The sequence below is a fragment of the Pseudonocardia oceanicola genome (assembly GCF_047200735.1).
Lineage (GTDB): Bacteria > Actinomycetota > Actinomycetes > Mycobacteriales > Pseudonocardiaceae > Pseudonocardia.
In genome coordinates, this window is the sequence record NZ_JBJZON010000001.1 from 97612 (window position 1) to 118738 (window position 21127).

The following is a 21127-nucleotide window of genomic DNA, read 5'->3' on the forward strand; positions in this document are numbered from 1 at the left end:
CGGCGCGCGCTCGTCCGGCCACCCGCCGGACCGGAGTCGCGCCGGCTCGCGGCGCGGCGTCGTCACGGCGCTCGACCGCTCGGAGCGGCAGGCGTGTGAGCTCGTGCTGGATCGGTCACCGTACCGATTCCGTACTAGGGTGCGGCCCCGTGAGAGCCCTCCGCCGCTTCACCGTCCGTGCCCAGCTGCCCGAGCGGCTGGCCTCGCTGCAGACCCTCGCGACCAACCTGCGGTGGAGCTGGCACCCGGCCACCCGCGAGCTGTTCGCCGCGCTCGACCCCGAGGCGTGGGAGCGCTCCGGGGAGGACCCGGTGCGGCTGCTCGGCGAGATCCCGACCGCCCGGCTGCGCGAGCTGGCCGAGGACGCCGAGCTGGTGCAGACCGTGGCCGACCTGGCCGCGGACCTGGAGCGGTACCTCACCGAGGACCGCTGGTACCAGGGCGAGGAGCGGCTGCCGGGGGCGATCGCCTACTTCTCCATGGAGTTCGGCGTGAGCGAGGTGCTGCCGAACTACTCCGGCGGCCTGGGCGTGCTGGCCGGCGACCACCTCAAGGCCGCGTCCGACCTCGGGGTGCCGCTGATCGGCGTCGGGTTGCTCTACCAGTCCGGATACTTCCGCCAGTCGCTCTCGCTGGACGGCTGGCAGCTCGAGCACTACCCGGTCCTCGACCCGCAGGGCCTGCCGCTGCAGCTGCTCACCGGCGCCGACGGCGCGCCGGTGATCGTCGAGGTCGCGATGCCCGAGGGCCGCAGCCTGGCCGCACGGGTGTGGCAGGCCGCCGTCGGGCGGGTGCCGCTGCTGCTGCTCGACGCCGACATCGAGGCGAACGACGCCGACCTGCGGACCGTCACCGACCGGCTCTACGGCGGCGACCAGGACCACCGCATCAAGCAGGAGATCCTGATCGGGGTCGGCGGGGTCCGGGCCGTCCGGGCGTACTGCGCCGCGACCGGCCACCCCGACCCGGAGGTCTTCCACACCAACGAGGGCCACGCAGGCTTCCTCGGCCTCGAGCGCATCCGCGAGCTGCACTCGGTGCGGGGGCTCGCTTTCGACCAGGCGCTCTCCGCGGTCCGCTCCGGCACGGTGTTCACCACGCACACCCCCGTGCCGGCGGGTATCGACCGGTTCCCGGTCGACCTGGTGCGTCGCTACCTCACCGACGCGTTGCTGCCCGGCCTGCCCGCCGACCGGCTGCTCGCGATGGGCGCCGAGGACGACCCGGCCATGTTCAACATGGCGCACATGGGGCTGCGGCTGGCGCAGCGGGCCAACGGCGTCTCGAAGCTGCACGGCGAGGTCTCGCGCGGCATGTTCGGCGGGCTCTGGCGGGGGTTCGACGCCGACGAGGTGCCGATCGGCTCGGTCACCAACGGCGTGCACGGGCCGACCTGGGAGTCCCCGGACGTGGCCGCCCTCCTCGGCGAGCCGGGCGCCGTCCCGGGGGTCGGCTCCGCACTCGACCACGTCGGGGACGCCGAGCTCTGGGGCCTGCGCAACACCCTGCGCGCCCGGCTGGTCGACGAGGTCCGCCGCCGGGTCCGGGCGGCCTGGCTGGAACGCGGCGCGTCGATGCCGGAGCTCGGCTGGACCGACCACGTCTTCGACCCGGACGTGCTCACCGTCGGCTTCGCCCGCCGGGTGCCGACCTACAAGCGGCTCACGCTGATGCTGCGCGACCCCGACCGGCTCCGCGACCTCCTGCTCGACCCGCACCGCCCGGTGCAACTGATCGTCGCCGGCAAGTCCCACCCGGCCGACGACGGCGGCAAGGCACTGATCCAGCAGATCGTCCGGTTCGCCGACGACCCGGCCGTGCGGCACCGCATCGTGTTCCTGCCGGACTACGACATGTCGATGGCGCGCTACCTCTACTGGGGCTGCGACGTCTGGCTGAACAACCCGCTGCGCCCGCTCGAGGCCTGCGGGACCTCGGGCATGAAGTCGGCGCTCAACGGCGGGCTCAACCTCTCCATCCGCGACGGCTGGTGGGACGAGCTCTACGACGGGGGCAACGGCTGGGCCATCCCCACCGCCGACGGCATCATCGACCCGCACAAGCGCGACGACCTCGAGGCCCAGGCGCTCTACGAGCTGCTCGCCACGCAGGTCGCGCCGGCCTTCTACGAGCGGGACCACGGCGTCCCGCCGAAGTGGACCGGGCTGGTCCGGCACACCTGGGAGACGCTGCGCCCGCAGGTGCAGGCGACCCGGATGGTCCGCGAGTACGTCGAGAACTGGTACGCACCGGCGGCCGAGGCTGCACGGACCGTCACCGGCTCGGACTACGCCGGGGCGAAGGAGATCGCCTCCTACCGCGAGAAGCTCGACGCCGCGTGGACGAAGGTCACGGTCACCGGGGTGGACGCGTCCGGCCTGCCGGACACCCCCGTCGTGGGGGCGCCGATGACCGTGCGCGCCGCGGTCGACCTCGGCGGGCTCGCGCCCGAGGACGTCACGGTCGAGGCGATCGTCGGCCGGGTCGACGAGGCCGACGAGCTCGACGACACCGTGCGGGTCGCGATGAAGCACGTCGGTGCCACGGACGGCAGCGACCGGTTCGAGGCCGTCGTCCCGTTGCCGCACGCCGGGCTCGCGGGCTACACGGTCCGCGTCCTCCCGCAGCACCGGCTGCTCGCGTCCCCCGCCGAGCTGGGGAAGGTCGTCCTGGCCTGAGGGGACGGCCCGTCGGCGGCGTGGGGCGCGCCGTCCGGCGGTCAGCCGCAGCCGCAGGCCCCGCCGCAGCAGCCGCCTCCGCCGCCACCTGTCGGGGCCATCGCCGGCACGCCACCGGCGCGGCCGCCGAGCGAGACGGTCGACAGCAGCTTGACGGTGTCGCTGTGCCCCTGCGGGCAGTCGGCCGGGTCCGAGGCCGCGGCCATGGGGCGGTCGACCTCGAAGGTCGTGGTGCACTCGCGGCAGCGGAACTCGTAGCGCGGCATGGTCGAGAGGGTACGCGGCGGGGGCGTCGTGGTCACCGGCCGCGGCGGTCGCCGGGCGGCGGGGACGAGCTCTCCGCGAGCCTCCCACCACCGGCCCGTGGATCAGGCCGGGTCCGGGTGCCCCAGCACGCGGTCGAACCCGTGTGCGAAGGTCGCCCACTCGCGGCGTCGGGCGGCGAGGATCCGCTTCCCGAGGGGGGTGAGGCGGTAGTGGCGCCGGTCGGGCCCCAGCGTGATCAGCCGGTCGTTCTTCAGCCGGTGCAGCCGGTGGTAGGTGCCCTGCAGGGAGGGGCGGAACACGCCGTCGCTGCGCTCGCGGAGCAGGTCGTGCACCACGCGCCCGTTCTCCGGCCGGTCCTCCACGATGGCGAGGATCAGCAGGTCCAGCTGGCGGGCGTCCCGGACGCGGACCTCGCTGTAGCGGGTCTTCCGCTCGCTCTGCACGGTCGCCGGGCCGCGGGCGCGGCGCACCGCGGGCCGACCGTCCCGTTCCGGGTCGGCGGTCGCGGGTCGCCGGGCCGGGGTCCGCCCGTCCGTCCGCTCGGTCGTGGCGAGCCCGCCGGTGCGGCGGCCGTTCCTGTCGTCGGTGGGAATCGTTCCGCTCCTCGTGTCTCGGGTGTCACCGCGGACGTCGCCCCGTCCGGTCCCGTCCTCGGCGCCCGGCGCGGTGCTGTCGCCGGTTCCGGTGGTGTCGTCGCTCCCGGTGGTGTCGCTCCCGGTGGTGTGGTCGGTCCCGGTGGTGTGGTCGGTCCCGGTGGTGTGGTCGGTCCCGGTGGTGTGGTCGGTCCCGGTGGTGTGGTCGGTGCTGTCGTCGGTGTCGTGGGGCTCGGCGTCGGCATCGTGGGCGCGGGGTTCGGCGGAGTCGCCCCCGGCGGAGCCTTCGGGGCGACCGCCCGCACCCGCCTGGTCGCCTGCGGGGCTGCGTCCACGGCGTCCAGGGCGTCCAGGGCGTCCAGGGCGTCCAGGGCGTCCGCGGCGTCGCGGAGGGCGGAGCGCGGCGGCCGGCGCTCCGAAGGTCGACGACAGGTCGCGCACCGGCCGGGTCACGTCCGGGCCTTCCGTCGCCGTGCGCCCGTGCGCTCCGCCTCCTCCGCGGCCTGAAGGGCGCTGAGCACCTCGATCCCGAGCGCGCGGTAGTCGCCGGCGACGCTCGCGGCGGTCGCCGAGATCCGCTTCGTGCGGGTGCCCGAGCGCAGCTCCTCCCACCAGGTGGGCTGGGCGGCCGCCTCCACCTCGAGCTCGTGGGCGAGCTTGCCGAGGCGCCGAGCGTCCTGGGCGGTGCGTTCGGCGTGCCGGATGCTGGTCTCGAAGCGGGGCGAGGAGCCGCCGAAGGCCTCGTCGATCGCGGCGCGGGCCTCCCCGTGCACCGCGCGGGCCCGGGTGCCCGTCGCGAACAGGACCACACCGAGCAGCCCGAGCCGGGCGTTGATCTCCCGGGCGAGGGCGAACCGCTCGGCGACGAGCGTCATGCCGAGGAGCCCGCCCAGATCGGACTTCGTCGGCATGAGCACCCAGCGCGCCGAGGCGAGCGCCAGATCCGTGAGGATCGTCGACTCCGGCGGGCAGTCGACGAACACGACCTCGTAGTCGGCCGCCACGGGGGCGAGGACGTCGCCCAACACACGGAACGCGGTGCGGCCGTGGTGCTGCAGCCGGGAGACCATCACCGGCGTCAGGTCCTCCAGACGGGCGCCGCCGCACACGACGTCGAGCTGCGGCCGGACGTCCACGGCCGGTCGGATCGGCGTCCCCGCGAGGATCGCGCCGAGCAGCCCGGCGCCTTCGTCGTCGATCTCGGAGCCGCGGTAGCCGAGGTCGTCTGCCAGGTTCGCCTGTCGGTTGAGGTCGACCAGCAGGCAGCGGTAGCCCGCGCCGGCGAACTGGCCGCCGAGGTTCGCGGCGATCGACGTCTTCCCGACCCCGCCCTTGTCGTTGACGATCGCGATCACGCGGGCGAGCGCGGCCCCCCGCTCGCGCTCGCTCGTGCGCCTGGCCACGGCAACCTCCGCACTCGTCGGCGGGCGTCGTCGCCCGCGCGTGGTGAAGCGTGCTGCACGTACCCGACCGCGCCGAGCGGCACACCGTCTCGGGACGACGGCGTCCGGTCCGCGCAGCACGAGCCGCCGATCGGTCCTCCGCGCCGTGGACCAGGCGGCAGAACCGTCACGGGGACGAGTCGGTGCCGCCCCTGCGCCGACGTGCCGTCCGCTCCGAGCCGCCCCGCCCGGAGGTCTCCCGTCGAGCGGCCGACCGGCCGGCCGACCTCCCGCTGCCGGTACGCGCCGCCCGCCGTCCACGCTCCGCGTCCGCCTGTTCCCCGCCCGTCCCCCGCGTGCGCGCGCGGCGGGTCAGCAGGTCGCGGAGCTCGTCCTCGGAGGGGGAGTCATGCTCGACGGCGTCGTCCTCGTCGTCCTCGTCGTCGGCGGTGGTCGCGTCACGGGGGGTGTGGGTGTCGTCGGTGCCGGCGGTGTCGGCGGCTGCGTCGCGCGCGGTGTCGGTGTCGTCGGCGTCGTACTCCTCGTCCTCGTCCTCGTCATCGTCGTCGTCGGCGTCCGCGTCGTCGGCGTACTCGGCGTCGTCGTAGTCGTCCTCGGCCTCGCCGGCTTCCTCGTCCGCGTCCTCGGGTGCGTCGGCGTCGGCCTCGGAGTCCTCGTCGGCCTCGAAGTCGGCGTCGGCCTCGAAATCGTCGACGTCCTCGATGTTCGCGGCGGCCCCGCTGGTGTCGTCGGTGTCGCCGTCGTCGGCGCCCTCGTCGTCCTGGTCGAGTTCGTCGTCCTGGTCGAGTTCGTCGTCCTGGTCGAGTTCGTCGTCCTGGTCGAGTTCGTCGTCCTCGTCGTCCTGGTCGTCCTGGTCGTCGTCCTCGTCTTCGTCCTGGTCGTCTTCGTCCTCGTCGTACTCGGCCGAGCCGTCCTCGTCCTCGTCGTCCTCGTCGTACTCGGCGGAGCCGTCCTCGTCGTCCTCGTCCTCGTCCTCGGTGTCGCCCGCCTCGCCCGAGTCGTCGAGCTCGTCGGCGGAGACCTCGTCCTCCAGCTCGTCCGGAGTGGTCTCGTCCTCGTCCCGGTCCTCGTCGCGCTCCTCGGGCTCCGGCTCGCGCCGCCCCTCGTGGCCTTCCGCCGCACCGCCGCCCGCGGTGGCGGTGCCCTCCTCGTCGGCCGCCGCCCCACCCCGCAGGCCCGCGTCGACCTGGGCCTCGCCGGTCTCCTCGATCCTGATCCGGATGGTCAGCTTCTTGCTGCCGAGCATGATGTAGCCGCTGATGTCGGCCAGGTCGGAGGGCGTCGTGTCGTCAGCCATCGGTCCGCCCCTCCCCGCGTTCACGGACTGCTCTCGCCATGACCACGAGTCCTCCTCCCGTTCGTGCGGCGGAGCGTGCCGCCGCCACCCGCCGTCCGGCGAGGTGGCGGCGGATGCCCGAGGACCGCGCCCGGGCAAACGCGCATCCGGCGAGGTTGGGCCGTTCGCCCTGCGGCTGCCGCCGTCCGGAGCCGGTCAGCCCGCGACGCGTCTGAGCAGCAGGAGGGAACGGGGCGGGAGGGTGACGGTGCACCCGGGGCGCAGCGGCCGCTCGGTGGCCGGGCAACCGTCCTCCCGGGTGCTGTCGAGCACCGGGACCAGCCGCGAGCTGCCGCCCGGCAGGACGCAGGGGGTGCCGGAGTCGCCCGCGTGCAGCACGAACAGCCACTCCCCGGCGAGCAGGCCGAGGGAGCGGGCGTGGGCGTCGTGCCAGTCGTCGCGGGTCATCGGCCGGCCCGACGGGTGCCACCACCGCACCTCCTCGTCGCGGAGGAAGCGGTCGCGGTGCAGGGCGGGGGAGGACCGGCGGATCGCGGCGACACGGGCGGTGAAGCGGGTCATCGCCTCGGCGGCCCCCGGGTCGAGCTCGTCCGGCGACCAGTCGACCCAGGTGGTTCCGTCGTCGAGGCAGTAGGCGTTGTTGTTGCCGTGCTGGGTCCGCCAGCGCTCGTCGCCGCCGACGATCATCGGCGTCCCGATCGACAGCAGCAGGGTGCCGAGCATGGCCCGCGCGGTCGCGCGCCGCCGCGCCCGGACGACGGGAGAGGACGTCTCGCCCTCGACCCCGAAGTTCTGCGAGCGGTTGTCGTCCGTGCCGTCGCGATTCTGCTCGCCGTTGGCCTCGTTGTGCTTGCGCTCGTAGGAGACGAGGTCGCGCAGGGTGAAGCCGTCGTGCGCGGTCACGAAGTTCACCGACGCCCACGGTCGGCGGCCGGACAGCGCGTAGAGGTCCGAGCTGCCGGTCACCCGGGAGGCCAGCTCGGCGATGTGCCCGTGCCCGCGGAAGAAGTCGCGCACGGCGTCGCGGTAGCGGCCGTTCCACTCGGACCAGGCGACGCCGAAGCCGCCGACCCGGTAGCCCTCACCCGTCGCGTCCCACGGCTCCGCGATCAGCTTGCAGGTCGAGAGCACGGGATCCTGCGCGATGGCGGTGAGCAGCGCGGAGTGCGGGTCGAACGGGCCGGAGTGGGGCCGGCCGAGCACCGAGGCGAGGTCGATGCGGAAGCCGTCGACGCCGTACCGGGTGACCCAGTGCCGCATGGCGTCGCAGACGAGCCGGATCACCGTGGGGGAGCCCGCGTCGAGGGTGTTGCCGGTGCCGGTGATGTCGGCGTCGTGGCCGAGCCCGCCGAGGGAGTAGTAGGCGCGGGCGTCGAGGCCGCGGTAGGAGAGCGTGACGCCGCCGACGCCTCCCTCGCAGGTGTGGTTCGGGACGAAGTCGAGGATCACCTCGATGTCCGCGGCGTGCAGCGCGTCCACCATGGACCTGAACTCGGCGGTTTCGGCGCCCGGCACGCTCGCGTACCCGCCGTGCGGGGCGAGGAAGCCGAGCGTGGAGTAGCCCCAGTAGTTGCGGGCGCCGCGCTCGAGCAGGGCGGGCTCCGACGTGCTCGCACACACCGGCAGCAGCTCGACGGCGGTGACCCCGATCCGCTGCAGGTGCCCGACGACGGCGGGGTGGGCCAGCCCGAGGTACGTGCCGCGCAGCTCCGGCGGGACCTCGGGATGCCGGGCCGTGTAGCCCTTCACGTGCAGCTCGGCGATCACCGTCTCGGACCACGGGACGTCCGGGCGCGGCGGCAGCGGCGTCGTGTCGTGCGCCTCGACCACGGAGAGGGGTACCGCGCCGAGCGAGTCGACCGTGCTGGCCGGGCCGGCCATCGGGTCGTCGGTCCAGCCGCGTGCGGCCGCCGGATCGGTGACGTCGCCGGTGATCCGCCGGGCGTACGGGTCGACGAGGATCTTGTGCGGATTGAACCGGTGGCCCTCCCACGGCCGGTACGGGCCGTGCACGCGGAAGCCGTAGCGCTGCCCCGGCCGGACCCCCGGGACGTGCCCGTGCCACACCCCGAAGGTGCGTTCGGTGAGCTCCACCCGCCGCTCGACCCACCCCCCGGGGGCACCGTCCACGAGGCACACCTCGACGGCGTCGGCGCTGGTCGAGGCGACCGCGAACCGCGCCCCGGTGTCGTCGACGTGGGCACCCAACGGGAAGACCGGCACGATCGGCGAGGATAGGGGGGTGAGTTCCCCCGGATCGTCCGCCGGCCCGAAAACGTCCGTGCAGAGCGTCACACCCGACCCGTCCGATCTGGTGATCTCCCTGGACGGCGTCAGCGTGCGCCGCGGGAAGACCGTGCTGCTCGACTCGATCGACTGGCAGGTCGAGCTCGACGAGCGCTGGGTCGTCCTCGGCCCGAACGGCGCCGGGAAGACCACGCTGCTGCGCCTGGCCGCCGCGGAGATGCACCCGACCACCGGCACCGTCGACGTGCTCGGCGAGCGGCTGGGCCGGGTCGCGCTGTTCGAGCTGCGTCCGCGCATCGGCCTGACCTCGGCGAACCTCGGCATCCGGATCCCGGGCGACGAGCGGGTGTCCGACGTCGTGGTCAGCGCCGGGTACGGCGTGCTCGGCCGGTGGCGCGAGCGGTACGACGCCCAGGACACCGAGCGTGCCGGGCAGCTGCTCGACCAGCTCGGCATGGCCGGGTTCGCCGACCGCGAGTACCGGACGCTGTCCGAGGGCGAGCGCAAGCGGGTGCTGATCGCCCGCGCGCTGATGACCGATCCCGAGCTCCTGCTGCTCGACGAGCCCGCCGCCGGACTCGACCTGGGCGGGCGCGAGGACCTCGTCTCCCGACTGTCCACGCTCGCGCTCGACGCCGACGCCCCGGCGTCCGTGCTGGTCACCCACCACGTCGAGGAGATCCCGGTCGGCTACACCCACGGGCTGCTGCTGCGCGGCGGCACGGTCGTCGCGGCGGGCCTGCTCGACGACGTCCTCACCGAGGAGAACCTCTCCGCCACCTTCGGCCTGCCGCTCGCCGTGCAGCGCCGCCGGGGGCGGTACACGGCCTGGCTGCGCTGACCCGGAGCGGCGAGCGGCGCTGTCGCACACTCCTCGTGCGCGACGGCGCCGTTCGTGTACGCCTCGGGGCGGCGGCGAGGGTTAGGGTCCCGGCGTGACGGAATTCGTGAGGCTCGAGGTCGACAACGGGGTGGGGACGATCCGGCTGGACCGGCCGCCCATGAACGCGCTCAACCGGCAGGTCCAGGGGGAGCTGCTGCAGATCGCGCAGGAGGCCGCGACCCGTGCGGACGTCCGCGCGGTGATCGTCTACGGCGGGGAGAAGACGCTCGCGGCGGGAGCGGACGTCAAGGAGATGGCCGACATGTCCTACTCGGACATGGCCCCGCGGGCCCGCGCCCTCTCCGCCGGTCTCGGCGCGCTCTCGATCATCCCCAAGCCGACGGTCGCGGCCGTCACCGGCTACGCGCTCGGCGGCGGGCTCGAGGTCGCCCTCGGCGCCGACCGCCGCATCGTGGGCGACAACGCCAAGCTCGGCTTCCCGGAGATCCTGCTCGGCATCTTCCCGGGCGGCGGCGGGACCCAGCGGCTCGCCCGGCTCGTCGGGCCGGCCCGGGCGAAGGACCTGATCTACACCGGACGGTTCGTCGACGCGCAGGAGGCGCTCGCCATCGGGCTCGTCGACGAGGTCGTCCCGGCCGACGAGGTGTACTCCCGCTCCGTCGAGTACGTCTCCCAGTTCACCTCGGGCCCCGCCCTGGCCTACGCCGCCGCCAAGAAGGCGATCGACGGTGGCCTGGACACCGACCTGCGCACCGGCCTGGACCTCGAGTCGGAGCTGTTCGCGGGCGTGTTCGCCAGCGACGACGCCGGCATCGGCATGCGCTCCTTCGTCGAGAACGGCCCGGGCAAGGCGAGCTTCACCGGTCGCTGACCCCGCCCCCGAATCGCACGAACGGCACTCTTGTGCGGACCTACCGCACAAGAGTGCCGTTCGTGCAGTCGGGGGGCGGTAATGTCGCAGCACGTGGGTGCACGGGAGCTGGTGGTGCTGGGGACCGCGAGCCAGGCGCCGACCCGCACCCGCAACCACAACGGCTACCTGCTCCGCTGGGACGCCGTGCCGGTGGTCGGGCCCGCCTCCGCATTGACGGTCGGCTCCGCAGGCTCCGCCTCCGCATTGACGGTCGGCTCCGCAGGCTCCGCCTCCGCGGGGCTGTTGTTCGACCCCGGGGAGGGGACCCAGCGGCAGATGGTGTTCGCCGGCGTCGCGGCGAGCGCGGTCACTCGGATCTGCCTCACCCACATGCACGGCGACCACTGTCTCGGCGTGCCCGGCGTGGTCCAGCGGCTCTCGCTCGACGAGGTGGGGCACCCCGTGCACGCGCACTTCCCGGTTTCGGGGCAGGAGCACTTCACCCGGCTCCGGTACGCCACCTCCTACCGCGAGCGCGCCGACCTGCGCGAACACCCGCACGCCCGGGGCGGCGTCGTCGCCCGTGACGCGATCGGCACCCTCGAGGTCCGGCGGCTGGACCACCCCGTCGAGGCCTTCGGGTACCGGCTCGTCGAACCCGACGGCCGCCGGATGCTGCCCGACGCCCTCGCCCGGGCCGGGATCGCCGGCCCGCGCGTCCGCGAGCTGCAGGCCCGCGGCGAGCTCGACGGGGTGCGGCTGGAGGAGGTCAGCGCACCGCGGCCCGGGCAGGTGTTCGCGTTCGTCATGGACACCCGGCTGTGCGACGGCGTGTACGCCCTGGCCGACCGTGCCGACATGCTCGTGATCGAGGCGACCTTCCTGCAGGAGGACGCCGAGCTCGCCCACGCCTACGGCCATCTCACGGCCCGGCAGGCCGCGACCGTGGCCGCCGAGTGCGGCGTGCGCACCCTCGTGCTGACCCACTTCTCGCAGCGCTACACCCAGCCCGAGCGGTTCGCCGCGGAGGCCCGGGAGGTGTTCGACGGCGAGCTCGTCGTCGCCGAGGACCTCATGCGGATCCCGGTCCCGCCCCGGGTGACCGTCCCCTAGGGTCGCGACCCATGAGAACGGACCAGGCTCCCACTCCGCACGCGACGGCCGAGCAGGTCGAGGCCGCCTGGGACGACCCCAAGCTGGCCAACGTGCTCTACCACGACTGGGAAGCGGGCACGTACGACGAGAAGTGGTCGATCAGCTACGACGAGCGCTGCATCGACTACGCCGCCGGCCGCTTCCGCCTGGCCACCGGTTGGGACGGCCGCCCCTACGGGCACGCCCTGGAGCTGGGCTGCGGCACCGGCTTCTTCCTGCTCAACCTGATGCAGGCGGGGGTCGCGGAGAAGGGCTCGGTCACCGATCTCTCGCCCGGCATGGTGCAGGCCGCGCTGCGCAACGCCGAGCACCTCGGCCTCCCGGTCGACGGGAAGGTGGCCGACGCGGAGACGATCCCGTACCCCGACGACACCTTCGACCTGGTCGTCGGGCACGCGGTGCTGCACCACATCCCGGACGTCGAGGCCGCGCTGCGCGAGGTGCTGCGCGTGCTGAAGCCGGGCGGGCGGTTCGTGTTCGCCGGCGAGCCGACCACGATCGGCGACACCTACGCCCGCACGCTCTCGCGGTGGACCTGGAAGGCCGCCACGACCGTCACCAGGCTGGGACCGCTGCAGGTTTGGCGGCGGCCGCAGACCGAGCTCGACGAGTCCAGCCGGGCCGCCGCGCTCGAGGCGGTCGTCGACCTCCACACCTTCGACCCCGCCGAGCTGGAGCGGATGGCCGAGCGCGCCGGGGCCCGCGAGGTGCGCGCCCGCACGGAGGAGTTCACCGCCGCGATGCTCGGCTGGCCGGTGCGCACCGTCGAGGCCGCCGTGCCGGCCGGGAAGCTCGGCTGGCGATGGGCGATGTTCGCCTATCACGCCTGGCAGCGGCTCTCGGCGCTCGACGCCGCGCTGAGCAGGGTCGTCCCGCGGGCGTGGTTCTACAACGCGCTGATCTCCGGCACCAAGCCCCGCTGAGGTCCTGCACGAACGGCACTCTCGCGCGGTGGGTCCGCACAAGAGTGCCGTGGGTGCGGACCCGTAGAACTGCGGAGTCGATGCCGCCGCGCGTCCGGGACGATCGGCGCGTGCTGCGTCCCCGCCCGTCGCCCGCGGGCACCTTGACCCCGCCCGCCACACTGATCGACATGGAACGCCCGCTCGAGCCGTTGTGGCGCGGTGTCGTCGTCTACCGCGTGCTCACGCTGGTGACGGTGATCGGGGTGTCCGCCTTCCACATGGCCGACTACGCCTCGCCGGTCGGCGCGGGGCTGGTGCTGGCGGGCATGACGGCGTGGACGGCGGTGCTCGCCCGCGGCTACCTCGGCGGCACCGGGCCGGCGGACCGGAGGGGACCGCTGGCGCTGGCCGACCTCGCCGTCTGCGCGGGGATCATGCTCACGACCCCGCTTATCGTCACGGACGCCCAGCTCGACGCCTCGGCGCCCGGCATGGGCTCGATCTGGACCTCCGGCGCGGTGCTCGCCTGCGCCGTCGCGTACCGGGTCCCCGGCGGCGTGGCGGCCGCCGCGGCCATCTCCGCGGCGCTGGTCGTCGCCAAGTCCCGCGCCACGCTGACCGAGCTCACCGACATCCAGCTCCTCGTGCTCGCCGGGCTCACCGTCGGGTTCGCCTCGCTCGTGCTGCGCCGGGCCGCCGAACGGGTGCGCCGCGCCGTCGCCGAGGAGGCCGCCGCGGCCGAGCGGGAGCGGCTGGCCCGGGCGGTGCACGACGGAGTGCTGCAGGTGCTCGCGCACGTGGGGCGGCGCGGGGCCGAGCTGGGCGGCCCCGCCGCCGAGCTCGGCACGCTCGCGGGGGAGCAGGAGGTCGCCCTGCGCACCCTGCTGACCGGCGGCGACGGACGGACCGACGCCGACGGGCGGCGCGATCTCGCGGCCACGCTGCGGGCCCTGTCGTCGGGCCGGGTGACCGTGTCGGCCCCGGCGCACCCCGTCGAGCTGCCGGCGGCGACGGTCGAGGAGCTCGACGCCGTGGTCCGCGCCGCGCTGGCCAACGTCGAGCGGCACGTCGGCGCCGACGCCCCCGCCTGGGTCCTGGTCGAGGAGCTCGGCGACGCCGTCGAGATCAGCGTGCGCGACGACGGCCCCGGCATCCCTGCGGGCCGGCTCGCCGAGGCGGAGCAGCAGGGCCGGCTGGGTGTGGCCCGCTCGATGCGCGGCCGCGTGCACGACCTCGGCGGGACCCTCGAGCTGGACAGCGGCCCCGGGCGGGGCACGGAGTGGACGATCCGGGTCCCGGCCGGGGCCGGGCGGCGCAGGGAGAACGGGTGACCGTCACCGTCATGGTCGTCGACGACCACCCCATCTGGCGCGCGGGTGTGGCCCGCGACCTCGGTGAACGCGGCCTCGAGGTGGTGGCCACCGCGTCCGACGCCGGCGCGGCCGTCCGGATCGCCCCCGCCGTCCGGCCGCGGGTCGTCCTCATGGACCTCAACCTCGGTGCGACGTCCGGGGTCGACGCGATCGCCGGGATCGTCGAGAGGCTCCCGGACACCAGGGTGCTGGTGCTCTCGGCCAGCGGGGAGCACGCCGACGTGCTGGAGGCGCTCAAGGCCGGCGCGACCGGTTACCTGGTCAAGTCGGCGAGCGTCGAGGAGCTGGTCGACGCGGTGCAGCGCACGGCCGACGGCGTCCCCGTGTTCACCCCCGGCCTGGCGGGCCTGGTGCTCGGCGAGTACCGGCGCCTCGCGCAGGCACCGGCGCAGGAGCCGGCGGTGCCGGCGCTGACCGAGCGCGAGACCGAGGTGCTCCGGCTCGTCGCCAAGGGGCTCACCGCGCGACAGATCGGCGAGCGGCTCGTGGTCTCGCACCGCACCGTGGAGAGCCACGTGCAGAACACCCTGCGCAAGCTGCAGCTGCACAACCGTTCCCAGCTCGTCCGCTATGCGATCGAGCAGGGCCTGGCCGACGACTGAGCCGAGCCGATCAGGCGAGCCCGTGCTCGATCGCGTACCGGACCAGCGCGGCCCGCCCCGGGACGTCGAACTTGCGCAGGGTGCGCTGGATGTGGTTCTCCACCGTGCGCGGCGACAGCACGAGCCGCGTCGCGATCTGCCGTGCGGTGAGGCCCTCCACCACCCACCGCAGCACCTCGGACTCCCGCTCGGTGAGCCGGGGTGTCGCGACGTCCACCGCCGTGGCCGCCGCGTCGAGGGCCCGCTCTGCCAACCCCTCCCCGAAGGCCGAGCCGCCGCCGACCGCGGCCCGCAGGACCTCCGGGAGGGCAGGGTCCTCGCGCAGCACGTACCCGGTCGCCCCGGCCCGGACGACGTCGAGCACGAGCCCCGCTCCCGCGCCGGTCCCGACGACGGGCAGCTCGGGCAGCTCCGCGGCCAGGGTCTCGACGGCGTGCAGGGCGGCGGGCCCGGCGTCGGCGTCGACGAGGACGACCTGCGGCCGGAGCGCCCGGGCCGCGGCCACGGCGTCGGCGGGCGGGACCGCTGCGCACACCGCGAGCGGCGCGGGAACGGCCGGATCCCCGACGAGCAGCACCGCCAGCTCCACCTCGGCCTCCTCCCGCTCCCGGCGATGTCGATCATCTCGACCCGCGGGGCGAACGGGGAGTGGCGGACGGGCGAAATCACCGCTTCGGAGCAGGACGTGCCCATCCGGGTACGGTGCGTGCTTCCCGGGTGTGCTTCCCCGGGTGTGCTTCCGTGTGCGTGCTTCCCCGGGCGACTCGCTGCGCCGCCCGGTCCCGGCCCGGGCGTTCGCCCGGGCCTGGGCCGCTCGATCCCTCGGGTCAGTCCTTCAGCCGCGCAGCGATCTCGGCGAGCACCGCGTCGAGGTCGGCGTCGAGGGCGACCGCGACCGGCGGGCCCGGCGCGTCCGGCCGCCCGTCCGGCACGACCACGCCCCGTGCCGGCCCGAGGTCGCAGGCCACGAGCAGCGGCAACGGCGTGGTGTGCAGGACCCCGGGGCGGATCGCCTCGAGGAGGGCGACGGCGTCGTGGAGGGCGACCGCGTCCCGGCCGTAGTGCTCGCGGAAGGCGACCCGGTAGGCCGCGATGATCTCGGCCAGCGCCGCCCCGGTCGGCCCCCCGGCCGCGAGCCCGGCGACCCAGCCGGCGTCGGCAGCGCAGCGCAGCGTGAGGTCCAGCGGCACGAGCGTGACCGGGACCTCGGGCTGGGTGAGGACGCGGTGGGCGGCCTCGGGGTCGGCGTAGACGTTGAACTCCGCGGCGCCCGCGGTGTTGCCGGCGCCGAGCGAGCCGCCCATGACCACGAACCGGCCGATCCGGTCGGCCAGCTCCGGATGGGCGGCGAGCAGCACCGCGCAGTTGGTCAGCGGCCCGATCGCCGCGATCGTGACCGGCTCGGTGGCGCCCCGCAGCACCTCGGCCATCAGCTCGACGGCCGGGCGCGGGTCGAGCGGGGCCCCCTCCGGCAGCGCCCCCGCGCGCCCGCCGAGCCCGTCGGCGCCGTGCCAGCGGGCGGCCCGTTCGAGCTGCGGGTGCACCAGCGGGCGGCCCGCGCCGCGGGCGACCGGGACCTCCGGCCGCCCGGCCAGCGCGACCAGCCGCTGCGCGTTGGGCAGGGTGTGTTCGAGGCCGACGTTGCCGAACGTGGCGGTGACCGCCCGGACGTCGAGCTCCGGGCTGCGGAGCGCGAGGACGAGCGCCACGGCGTCGTCCACGCCGGGATCGGTGTCGAGGATGAGCGGCGTCGGCACCGCCTGATCGTAGGAGCGCTACTCGCTGCGCGTCGGCTCGCTCTCGTTCTCGCGGTCCAGCTCACGGGCGGCGTCGTCGGTGGCGCCGGCGTCGTTGCGGTCGCCGTGGCTGCGCGGGTTGCCCTCGTGGTCGTAGTCGCCGCGGGCGGTGCCCGCGCCGTCGCCGGTGAGCGAGGACTCCGCGCCCTCGTCGCCGGGGGCGTCGCCGGTGCGCTCGGTCATGGGACCTCCGAGATCGTGGGTGTGCGTCGGTGGGTCTGCTTCCCCGGACCGGTCGGCGGGCAAACGCGGGTCCCGGTTTAGGGTCGGCCATGACCTCGATCCGGCAGCGCCGGGCGCACCGCGACCCGGAGCAGGTCCGCTTCCTCACCGTGGCCTCGCTGCGCTGGGTGTTCCGGCACCGCGCCTGGACGCCGTGGTACCTGGTCCGCTACTGGCGGCTGCTGCGCTTCCGCGCGGCGAACCCGCACGTCGTGCTGCGCGGCATGGTCTTCCTGGGGCGCGACGTCGAGATCGTCGCCCGGCCCGGGTACGGGCGGCTGGAGATCGGCCGCTGGGTACACATCGGGGACGGCAACTCGCTGCGCTGCCACGAGGGCTCGATGCGGATCGGCGACAAGGTGGTCCTGGGCCGCCACAACACGGTCAACTGCTACCTCGACGTCGAGATCGGGGCGGCCTCGATCGTCGCCGACTGGGTCTACGTGACCGACTTCGACCACCGTACCGAGGACGTGCACGTCCCGATCAAGGACCAGGGGATCGTCAAGGCGCCGGTGCGCATCGGGCCGGACACCTGGATCGGGGTGAAGGCGTCGGTCCTGCGCGGCTCGCGGATCGGACGGGGCAGCGTGCTGGGCGCGCACGCGGTGGTCCGCGGCGACGTCCCGGAGTACTCGATCGCGGTGGGGGCGCCCGCCCGCGTCGTCCGCAACCGGGTCGAGGACTACGAGGCCGCGGCCGCCGAGCGAGCCGCGGTCGCGGACATGGCGCGCAAGCAGCGGGCCGCGGTGGAGCGGCGGCTCAACCGGACGTGAGGACGTTGCCCGACGGGATCTTCGGGCGGGGGAGCTCCTGCGGGCCGCCGTGGGGCGCCGCGGCGTAGAGCTCGGCCGTGCGGGCGGCGATGCCGCGCCAGGAGAAGTCGGTCCGCAGCCGCGCCCGCGCCGCCCGGGCCCGCCCGGCCGCCGCCCGGGGGTCGGCGAGCGCGCGACCGACCGCCCCGGCGAGGGCGGGGACGTCGCCGGGCGGGAAGGACCAGCCCGTCTCGCCCTCCACGACGAGCTCGCCGAGCCCGCCCGCGGTCGACGCGACCAGCGTGGCGCCGGCGGCGGCGGCCTCCAGCGCCACGATGCCGAACGGCTCGTACCGGCTGGGCAGCACGACGGCGTCGGCGGCCGCGAGCAGGCCGGCCAGGTCGCCGTCGGGCAGGTGGCCGGTGAAGGTCGCCGCGCGGCCCACCCGGTGCCGCCGCGCCTCGTCGCGCAGGAACTCGCGCTGGGTGCCGGTGCCCGCGACCAGCAGCCGGGTGCCGGGGTGCCGGCGCCGGATCCGCGGCAGCGCGGCGAGCAGGTCCTGGACGCCCTTCTCGTACTCGAGCCGTCCGACGAACAGCAGCAGCGGCGCGTCGCCGGGCGCGTACCGCTCCCGCACGGCCGCTGCCCGCGCGCGGCCGACCTGCCAGCCCCGCGCGTCGATCCCGTTGTGCACCAGGTGGATCGCGTCCGGGTCGAGGTCGAAGAGCCGGGCTGCCTCGGCCCGCATCGCCGCGGAGCAGGTGACGACGGCGTCGGCGCGCCGGGCCAGCGCCCACTCCACCGAGTGCACCTGCCGGTTGAGCGGGGCGGAGAGCCAGCCCGCGTGCCGGCCCGCCTCGGTGGCGTGGACGGTGGCGACCAGGGGCGCGCCGAGGACGTCGGCCAGGGTGGTGGCGGGGTGGGCGACGAGCCAGTCGTGCGCGTGCACGACGTCGGGCCGCCAGTCGCCGAGCCGGGTCAGCGCGACACGGACCAGGGTGTGGCCCATCGCGAGCGTCCAGGCCACCATGTCGCGCGCGAACTCCAGGTGGGCCGGGTCCTCGGCGGCGCGCAGCACGCGGACGCCGCGGGAGCGCCGGTCGGTGGTGGGGTGCGTGCCCGCATCCGTCCCGGCCGGCTGCCGGGTCAGGACGACGACCTCGTGGCCGGCCGCGGCGAGCTCCCGGGCCAGCGCGTGGACGTGCCGGCCCAGCCCGCCGACGACGACCGGCGGGTACTCCCAGGACACCAGCAGCACACGCATCGTCGCCGATCCTGGCAGGCGGTCACCTGGTGGTTACCCTCGGGCAGAAGTCGTCCCGCCACGCGCGGGTCGACGCAGGCGCCCGTCCGCGCCCCGGCCCGCGGCCCCGGTCAGACCCGCAGCCCGCGGGCGTCGACGTGCCCGAAGGGCACCGGCTCCCAGTCCGCGACGAGCGCGATCGCCTGCTCGCGCCGGCCCTCGTCGAGCAGGCGGGCCAGGGCGAACACCCGCTCGGCGTGCCGGCGGGCGCGCTCGCGGGCGTAGTCGACCGTCGACCCCGTGCTCACCATGAAGGCCCAGTCGCTGGACAGGGCGAGCAGGGCCTGGACCGCGAGGGCGTCGAGGAGCGGGTCGCGGGCGAAGGAACGCCCCTTGCCGACGGCGGTGAGCAGCGCCTCCTGCACCCGGCCGCCCTGCTCGACGAGGTCGCCGACGGCCTCGCCGGCCCACACCCGCCAGTCCTTGCCCGAGCCCCACGACGAGGGCGGCAGCTCCACCGGCTCCCCGACCAGGCCGGGGTCGGCGAGCGCTCCGCGCAGCGTCGTCACCCGGACCCCGGCCTCCGGCAGCGCCCGCAGCACCGCCTCCAGCCAGGCCGGGCCCTCGTGCCACCAGTGCCCGAACAGCTCGGTGTCGAAGGCGGCCACGGTCAGGGCGGGCCGGCCGTGCCGCTCGCGCAGGGCGTCGAGCCGGGCGCCGACGACCCCGACGAAGTCCGCCGCGTCCCGCTCCACCTGGGCGGTGGCGCGCGCCGGGGAGTACGGCGCCTTCTCGTGCGGCGGGACGTCGCCGCCGGTGACCCGGGCCGGCTTGAGGCCGGACGCGTGGTCGTAGGTGTGGAAGTCCCGGTGGTCGCGGTGCCCCGGGTAGCCCTTGCGCGGCGACCAGACCCGGTAGGTGACCTCGAGGTCGCGGCCGACGCAGACGACGTCGCCGTCGCCGACGGGTCGGGCGAAGGCGGTCTCGCCGCGCAACGCGGGCCCGTCGACCAGGAAGTGGGTGACCCCGGCCGCGGCGTACTCGCGCTCCATCCCGGGCGCGAAGCCGCACTCCGGGGCCCAGATCCCGGCGGGTGCGGCGCCCGTCCGGAACCGGGCGTCGGCGAGCCCGGCCTCGAGCGCGAACTCGCGGATCCGAGGATCGAGCAGCGGCCCGAAGGGGTGCGTGGCCGGTCCGCCCACCAGCTCGACGGCGCCCTCGAGCGACCGGAACACCGGCGAGCCGCCATGCCGCCAGTGCGTCTCGAACTCGGCGAGCGCCGCCGCGGACCGCCGGTGCTCGTAGGCCGCCAGCTCCGGCAGCCGGCGTGCGGCCCCGTGCGCCCGGAGCTGCCAGTTCGCGAGCCAGGCGTGCACCCCCCGCAGGCAGTGCGGGTCGTCGAGCTGTGCGGCCAGCACGGGGGTGACGCCGAGGGTCAGCAGGTCCCGGCGGCCCTCGGCGGCGAGTCGCCGCAGCACGTCGGCCAGGGGGAGGTAGGCCTGGGCCCACGCCTGGTAGAGCCACTCCTCGCCGACCGGCCACCGGCCGTGGTGGGCGACCCAGGGCAGGTGGCTGTGCAGGACCAGGCAGAAGGTGCCCCTCACGGGCGGCTCGCCGTGACCAGCAGGTCGAGGCTCGCGTCGAGGTCGGCCGGCGTGAGGAGGAAGTCGTCCACGGCGACGGACGCGACGTCGGCGAGCAGGTCCGCGGGCCAGGTGCCACCGGCGAGCGCGACCGCCACCTGGGCGTCGACGAGCGAGCCGCGGTGCCGGGCGTCGAGCGCCCGCAGCCGCGGACCGTGGTGCAGCCCGTGCAGCTCGACGTCGGTGAACCCGGCCTCCCGGACCAGCTCGGCCAGTTCGCCGGGCGCCAGCTCGCGGGTGTGGAACGGGTTGAGCGGGGTGTCCCGGCCGGGGGAGAAGGTGAGCCGGTTCGGGGTGGACACCATGACCCGGCCCCCCGGCCGCAGCACGCGCCGGCACTCGCGGAGGAACCGCCCCTGGTCCCACAGGTGCTCGACGACCTGCAGCGACACCACCGCGTCGAGCCGGGCGTCGGGCACGGGCAGGGCGACGAGGTCGGCCCGGGCCACGCCGACGCGGGGGTAGCGGCGGGCGACGTGCACCGCGGTCGGGGCGTCGTGGTCCAGTCCGAGGACCCGGTCGGCGACGCCCGCGAGCAGGTCCGCGCCGTAGCCCTCACCGCACCCCGCCTCCAGCACGGCCGCGCCGGCGCACAGCGGGAGCAGCGCCGCGTACACCGCTTCGTGGCGGCGGAACCAGTAGTTCTCCTCCGGGATCCCCGGCACGGTGCGCTCGCCGGTCAGGGGGAGGGAGGTGCTCACGGGGCCTCCGGCGGAGTCGGGAACGACGATGTCCGACGACGAAACCATGCGGACGGCGGTACGTCGCCGCCGGGCCCGGCGCGGGTCAGGCCGTGCGGGGGTCCGGGCCGGGGTCGTTGGACACGGTGACGACCCCGCCGACGCACTCGTTCAGCCAGGCGAGCAGCGTGTGGTCGTCGAGCGTGAGGGGGACCTCCGGGCCGCCCCAGCCGAGCCGGGTCACGGGCCGGTGGGCCAGCGCGTCGTCGAGCAGGAGGGCGAGGCCGTCCGTCAGCAGGACGGTCACGCCCGCGCGGGTGATCTCGCGGGTCCCCTCCTCGCGGTCGCCCGCAGCCAGGTCGGAGCCGGTCCGCACGACGTAACCCTGACCCGTGCGGTCGTCGAAGCCCGTCACCAGCACGCGCACCCTCCCCCGTCCGCCGGCGCGGCGCCGGCCGGCACCCGGATCCTAGGAGAGCGGGGCCGGTGGCAGGGGCGACATGCCCCGGGCTCCGACGCGGGGAACGTCACTGTGCGGGAGCCGTACTCGCGCTGGTGAGGGGTCTGGTGA

Annotated in this window: 20 protein-coding genes; 8 read left to right on the forward strand and 12 right to left on the reverse strand. The window is 75.3% G+C overall.

Annotated elements, in window-relative coordinates:
• Positions 1–149: 149 nt before the first annotated feature.
• On the forward strand, positions 150–2678 hold the full coding sequence (glgP, locus tag ACL02T_RS00450) for an alpha-glucan family phosphorylase (protein ID WP_412828593.1): 2529 nt from the start codon (positions 150–152) through the stop codon (positions 2676–2678).
• A 41-nt stretch (positions 2679–2719) separates the two neighbouring features.
• Here the strand turns inward: glgP and ACL02T_RS00455 are convergent, their stop codons facing one another.
• From ACL02T_RS00455 to glgX, 5 genes are all read right to left on the reverse strand, one after another.
• Positions 2720–2944: a zinc ribbon domain-containing protein gene (locus ACL02T_RS00455; protein WP_412828594.1), complete on the reverse strand. Its 225-nt coding sequence runs from the start codon at positions 2942–2944 to the stop codon at positions 2720–2722.
• Between the two features lie 102 nt (positions 2945–3046).
• Positions 3047–3991: a PadR family transcriptional regulator gene (locus tag ACL02T_RS00460; RefSeq protein ID WP_412828595.1), complete on the reverse strand. Its 945-nt coding sequence runs from the start codon at positions 3989–3991 to the stop codon at positions 3047–3049.
• Positions 3988–4941: a ParA family protein gene (locus tag ACL02T_RS00465; RefSeq protein ID WP_412828596.1), complete on the reverse strand. Its 954-nt coding sequence runs from the start codon at positions 4939–4941 to the stop codon at positions 3988–3990. Before ACL02T_RS00465 ends, ACL02T_RS00460 begins: the two co-directional genes overlap by 4 nt.
• Before the next feature lie 166 nt (positions 4942–5107).
• Positions 5108–6238, reverse strand: coding sequence for a hypothetical protein (locus ACL02T_RS00470; RefSeq protein WP_412828597.1), 1131 nt, complete (start codon positions 6236–6238; stop codon positions 5108–5110).
• 195 nt (positions 6239–6433) lie between these two features.
• Positions 6434–8461: a glycogen debranching protein GlgX gene (gene glgX, locus ACL02T_RS00475; protein WP_412828598.1), complete on the reverse strand. Its 2028-nt coding sequence runs from the start codon at positions 8459–8461 to the stop codon at positions 6434–6436.
• A 58-nt stretch (positions 8462–8519) separates the two neighbouring features.
• On the opposite strand from glgX, the gene ACL02T_RS00480 reads away from it, so the two are divergent.
• The 6 genes from ACL02T_RS00480 (at position 8520) to ACL02T_RS00505 (ending at position 14217) form a co-directional block, all read left to right on the forward strand.
• Positions 8520–9326 carry an ABC transporter ATP-binding protein gene (locus ACL02T_RS00480; RefSeq protein WP_412829305.1) on the forward strand — a complete coding sequence of 269 codons (807 nt, stop codon included), beginning with the start codon at positions 8520–8522 and terminating at the stop codon, positions 9324–9326.
• A 94-nt stretch (positions 9327–9420) separates the two neighbouring features.
• Positions 9421–10200 (forward strand): enoyl-CoA hydratase/isomerase family protein, encoded by a 780-nt coding sequence (locus ACL02T_RS00485; protein ID WP_412828599.1) that lies wholly within the window; start codon positions 9421–9423, stop codon positions 10198–10200.
• 93 nt (positions 10201–10293) lie between these two features.
• Positions 10294–11295, forward strand: a complete 1002-nt coding sequence (locus tag ACL02T_RS00490; protein WP_412828600.1) for a ribonuclease Z — start codon at positions 10294–10296, stop codon at positions 11293–11295.
• A gap of 11 nt (positions 11296–11306) precedes the next feature.
• Positions 11307–12260: a class I SAM-dependent methyltransferase gene (locus ACL02T_RS00495; RefSeq protein WP_412828601.1), complete on the forward strand. Its 954-nt coding sequence runs from the start codon at positions 11307–11309 to the stop codon at positions 12258–12260.
• Positions 12261–12430: 170 nt separating this feature from the next.
• Positions 12431–13573 (forward strand): MacS family sensor histidine kinase, encoded by a 1143-nt coding sequence (gene macS / locus ACL02T_RS00500; RefSeq protein WP_412828602.1) that lies wholly within the window; start codon positions 12431–12433, stop codon positions 13571–13573.
• A complete protein-coding gene (locus ACL02T_RS00505) occupies positions 13570–14217 on the forward strand; it encodes a response regulator (protein WP_412828603.1) in 648 nt (215 codons plus the stop codon). Before macS ends, ACL02T_RS00505 begins: the two co-directional genes overlap by 4 nt.
• 10 nt (positions 14218–14227) lie before the next feature.
• Here ACL02T_RS00505 and ACL02T_RS00510 read toward each other — a convergent pair whose 3' ends face one another.
• The 3 genes from ACL02T_RS00510 to ACL02T_RS00520 form a co-directional block, all read right to left on the reverse strand.
• Positions 14228–14806, reverse strand: a complete 579-nt coding sequence (locus ACL02T_RS00510; RefSeq protein ID WP_412828604.1) for a LuxR C-terminal-related transcriptional regulator — start codon at positions 14804–14806, stop codon at positions 14228–14230.
• A gap of 238 nt (positions 14807–15044) precedes the next feature.
• Positions 15045–15974, reverse strand: a complete 930-nt coding sequence (locus tag ACL02T_RS00515) for a nucleoside hydrolase (RefSeq protein ID WP_412828605.1) — start codon at positions 15972–15974, stop codon at positions 15045–15047.
• 18 nt (positions 15975–15992) lie between these two features.
• Positions 15993–16196, reverse strand: a complete 204-nt coding sequence (locus ACL02T_RS00520) for a hypothetical protein (RefSeq protein WP_412828606.1) — start codon at positions 16194–16196, stop codon at positions 15993–15995.
• Between the two features lie 89 nt (positions 16197–16285).
• On the opposite strand from ACL02T_RS00520, the gene ACL02T_RS00525 reads away from it, so the two are divergent.
• A complete protein-coding gene (locus ACL02T_RS00525) occupies positions 16286–17011 on the forward strand; it encodes an acyltransferase (RefSeq protein WP_412828607.1) in 726 nt (241 codons plus the stop codon).
• Here ACL02T_RS00525 and ACL02T_RS00530 read toward each other — a convergent pair.
• The 4 genes from ACL02T_RS00530 to ACL02T_RS00545 form a co-directional block, all read right to left on the reverse strand.
• On the reverse strand, positions 16998–18254 hold the full coding sequence (locus ACL02T_RS00530; protein ID WP_412828608.1) for a glycosyltransferase family 4 protein: 1257 nt from the start codon (positions 18252–18254) through the stop codon (positions 16998–17000). The two genes, ACL02T_RS00525 and ACL02T_RS00530, sit on opposite strands and share 14 nt — an antisense overlap.
• A 110-nt stretch (positions 18255–18364) precedes the next feature.
• Positions 18365–19837 (reverse strand): 1,4-alpha-glucan branching protein domain-containing protein, encoded by a 1473-nt coding sequence (locus ACL02T_RS00535; RefSeq protein WP_412828609.1) that lies wholly within the window; start codon positions 19835–19837, stop codon positions 18365–18367.
• Positions 19834–20625 carry a class I SAM-dependent methyltransferase gene (locus ACL02T_RS00540; RefSeq protein ID WP_412828610.1) on the reverse strand — a complete coding sequence of 264 codons (792 nt, stop codon included), beginning with the start codon at positions 20623–20625 and terminating at the stop codon, positions 19834–19836. Before ACL02T_RS00540 ends, ACL02T_RS00535 begins: the two co-directional genes overlap by 4 nt.
• 37 nt (positions 20626–20662) lie before the next feature.
• Positions 20663–20977 (reverse strand): hypothetical protein, encoded by a 315-nt coding sequence (locus ACL02T_RS00545; RefSeq protein WP_412828611.1) that lies wholly within the window; start codon positions 20975–20977, stop codon positions 20663–20665.
• Positions 20978–21127: the final 150 nt, after the last annotated feature.

Bases quoted from the DNA above. Each gene is read 5' to 3' on its own strand.
- macS (WP_412828602.1), top strand. From the start codon at position 12,431: ATGGAACGCCCGCTCGAGCCGTTGTGGCGCGGTGTCGTCGTCTACCGC.
- ACL02T_RS00495 (WP_412828601.1), top strand. From the start codon at position 11,307: ATGAGAACGGACCAGGCTCCCACTCCGCACGCGACGGCCGAGCAGGTC.
- ACL02T_RS00525 (WP_412828607.1), top strand. From the start codon at position 16,286: ATGACCTCGATCCGGCAGCGCCGGGCGCACCGCGACCCGGAGCAGGTC.
- ACL02T_RS00520 (WP_412828606.1), bottom strand. From the start codon at position 16,196: ATGACCGAGCGCACCGGCGACGCCCCCGGCGACGAGGGCGCGGAGTCC.
- ACL02T_RS00530 (WP_412828608.1), bottom strand. From the start codon at position 18,254: ATGCGTGTGCTGCTGGTGTCCTGGGAGTACCCGCCGGTCGTCGTCGGC.
- ACL02T_RS00540 (WP_412828610.1), bottom strand. From the start codon at position 20,625: ATGGTTTCGTCGTCGGACATCGTCGTTCCCGACTCCGCCGGAGGCCCC.
- ACL02T_RS00455 (WP_412828594.1), bottom strand. From the start codon at position 2,944: ATGCCGCGCTACGAGTTCCGCTGCCGCGAGTGCACCACGACCTTCGAG.
- ACL02T_RS00470 (WP_412828597.1), bottom strand. From the start codon at position 6,238: ATGGCTGACGACACGACGCCCTCCGACCTGGCCGACATCAGCGGCTAC.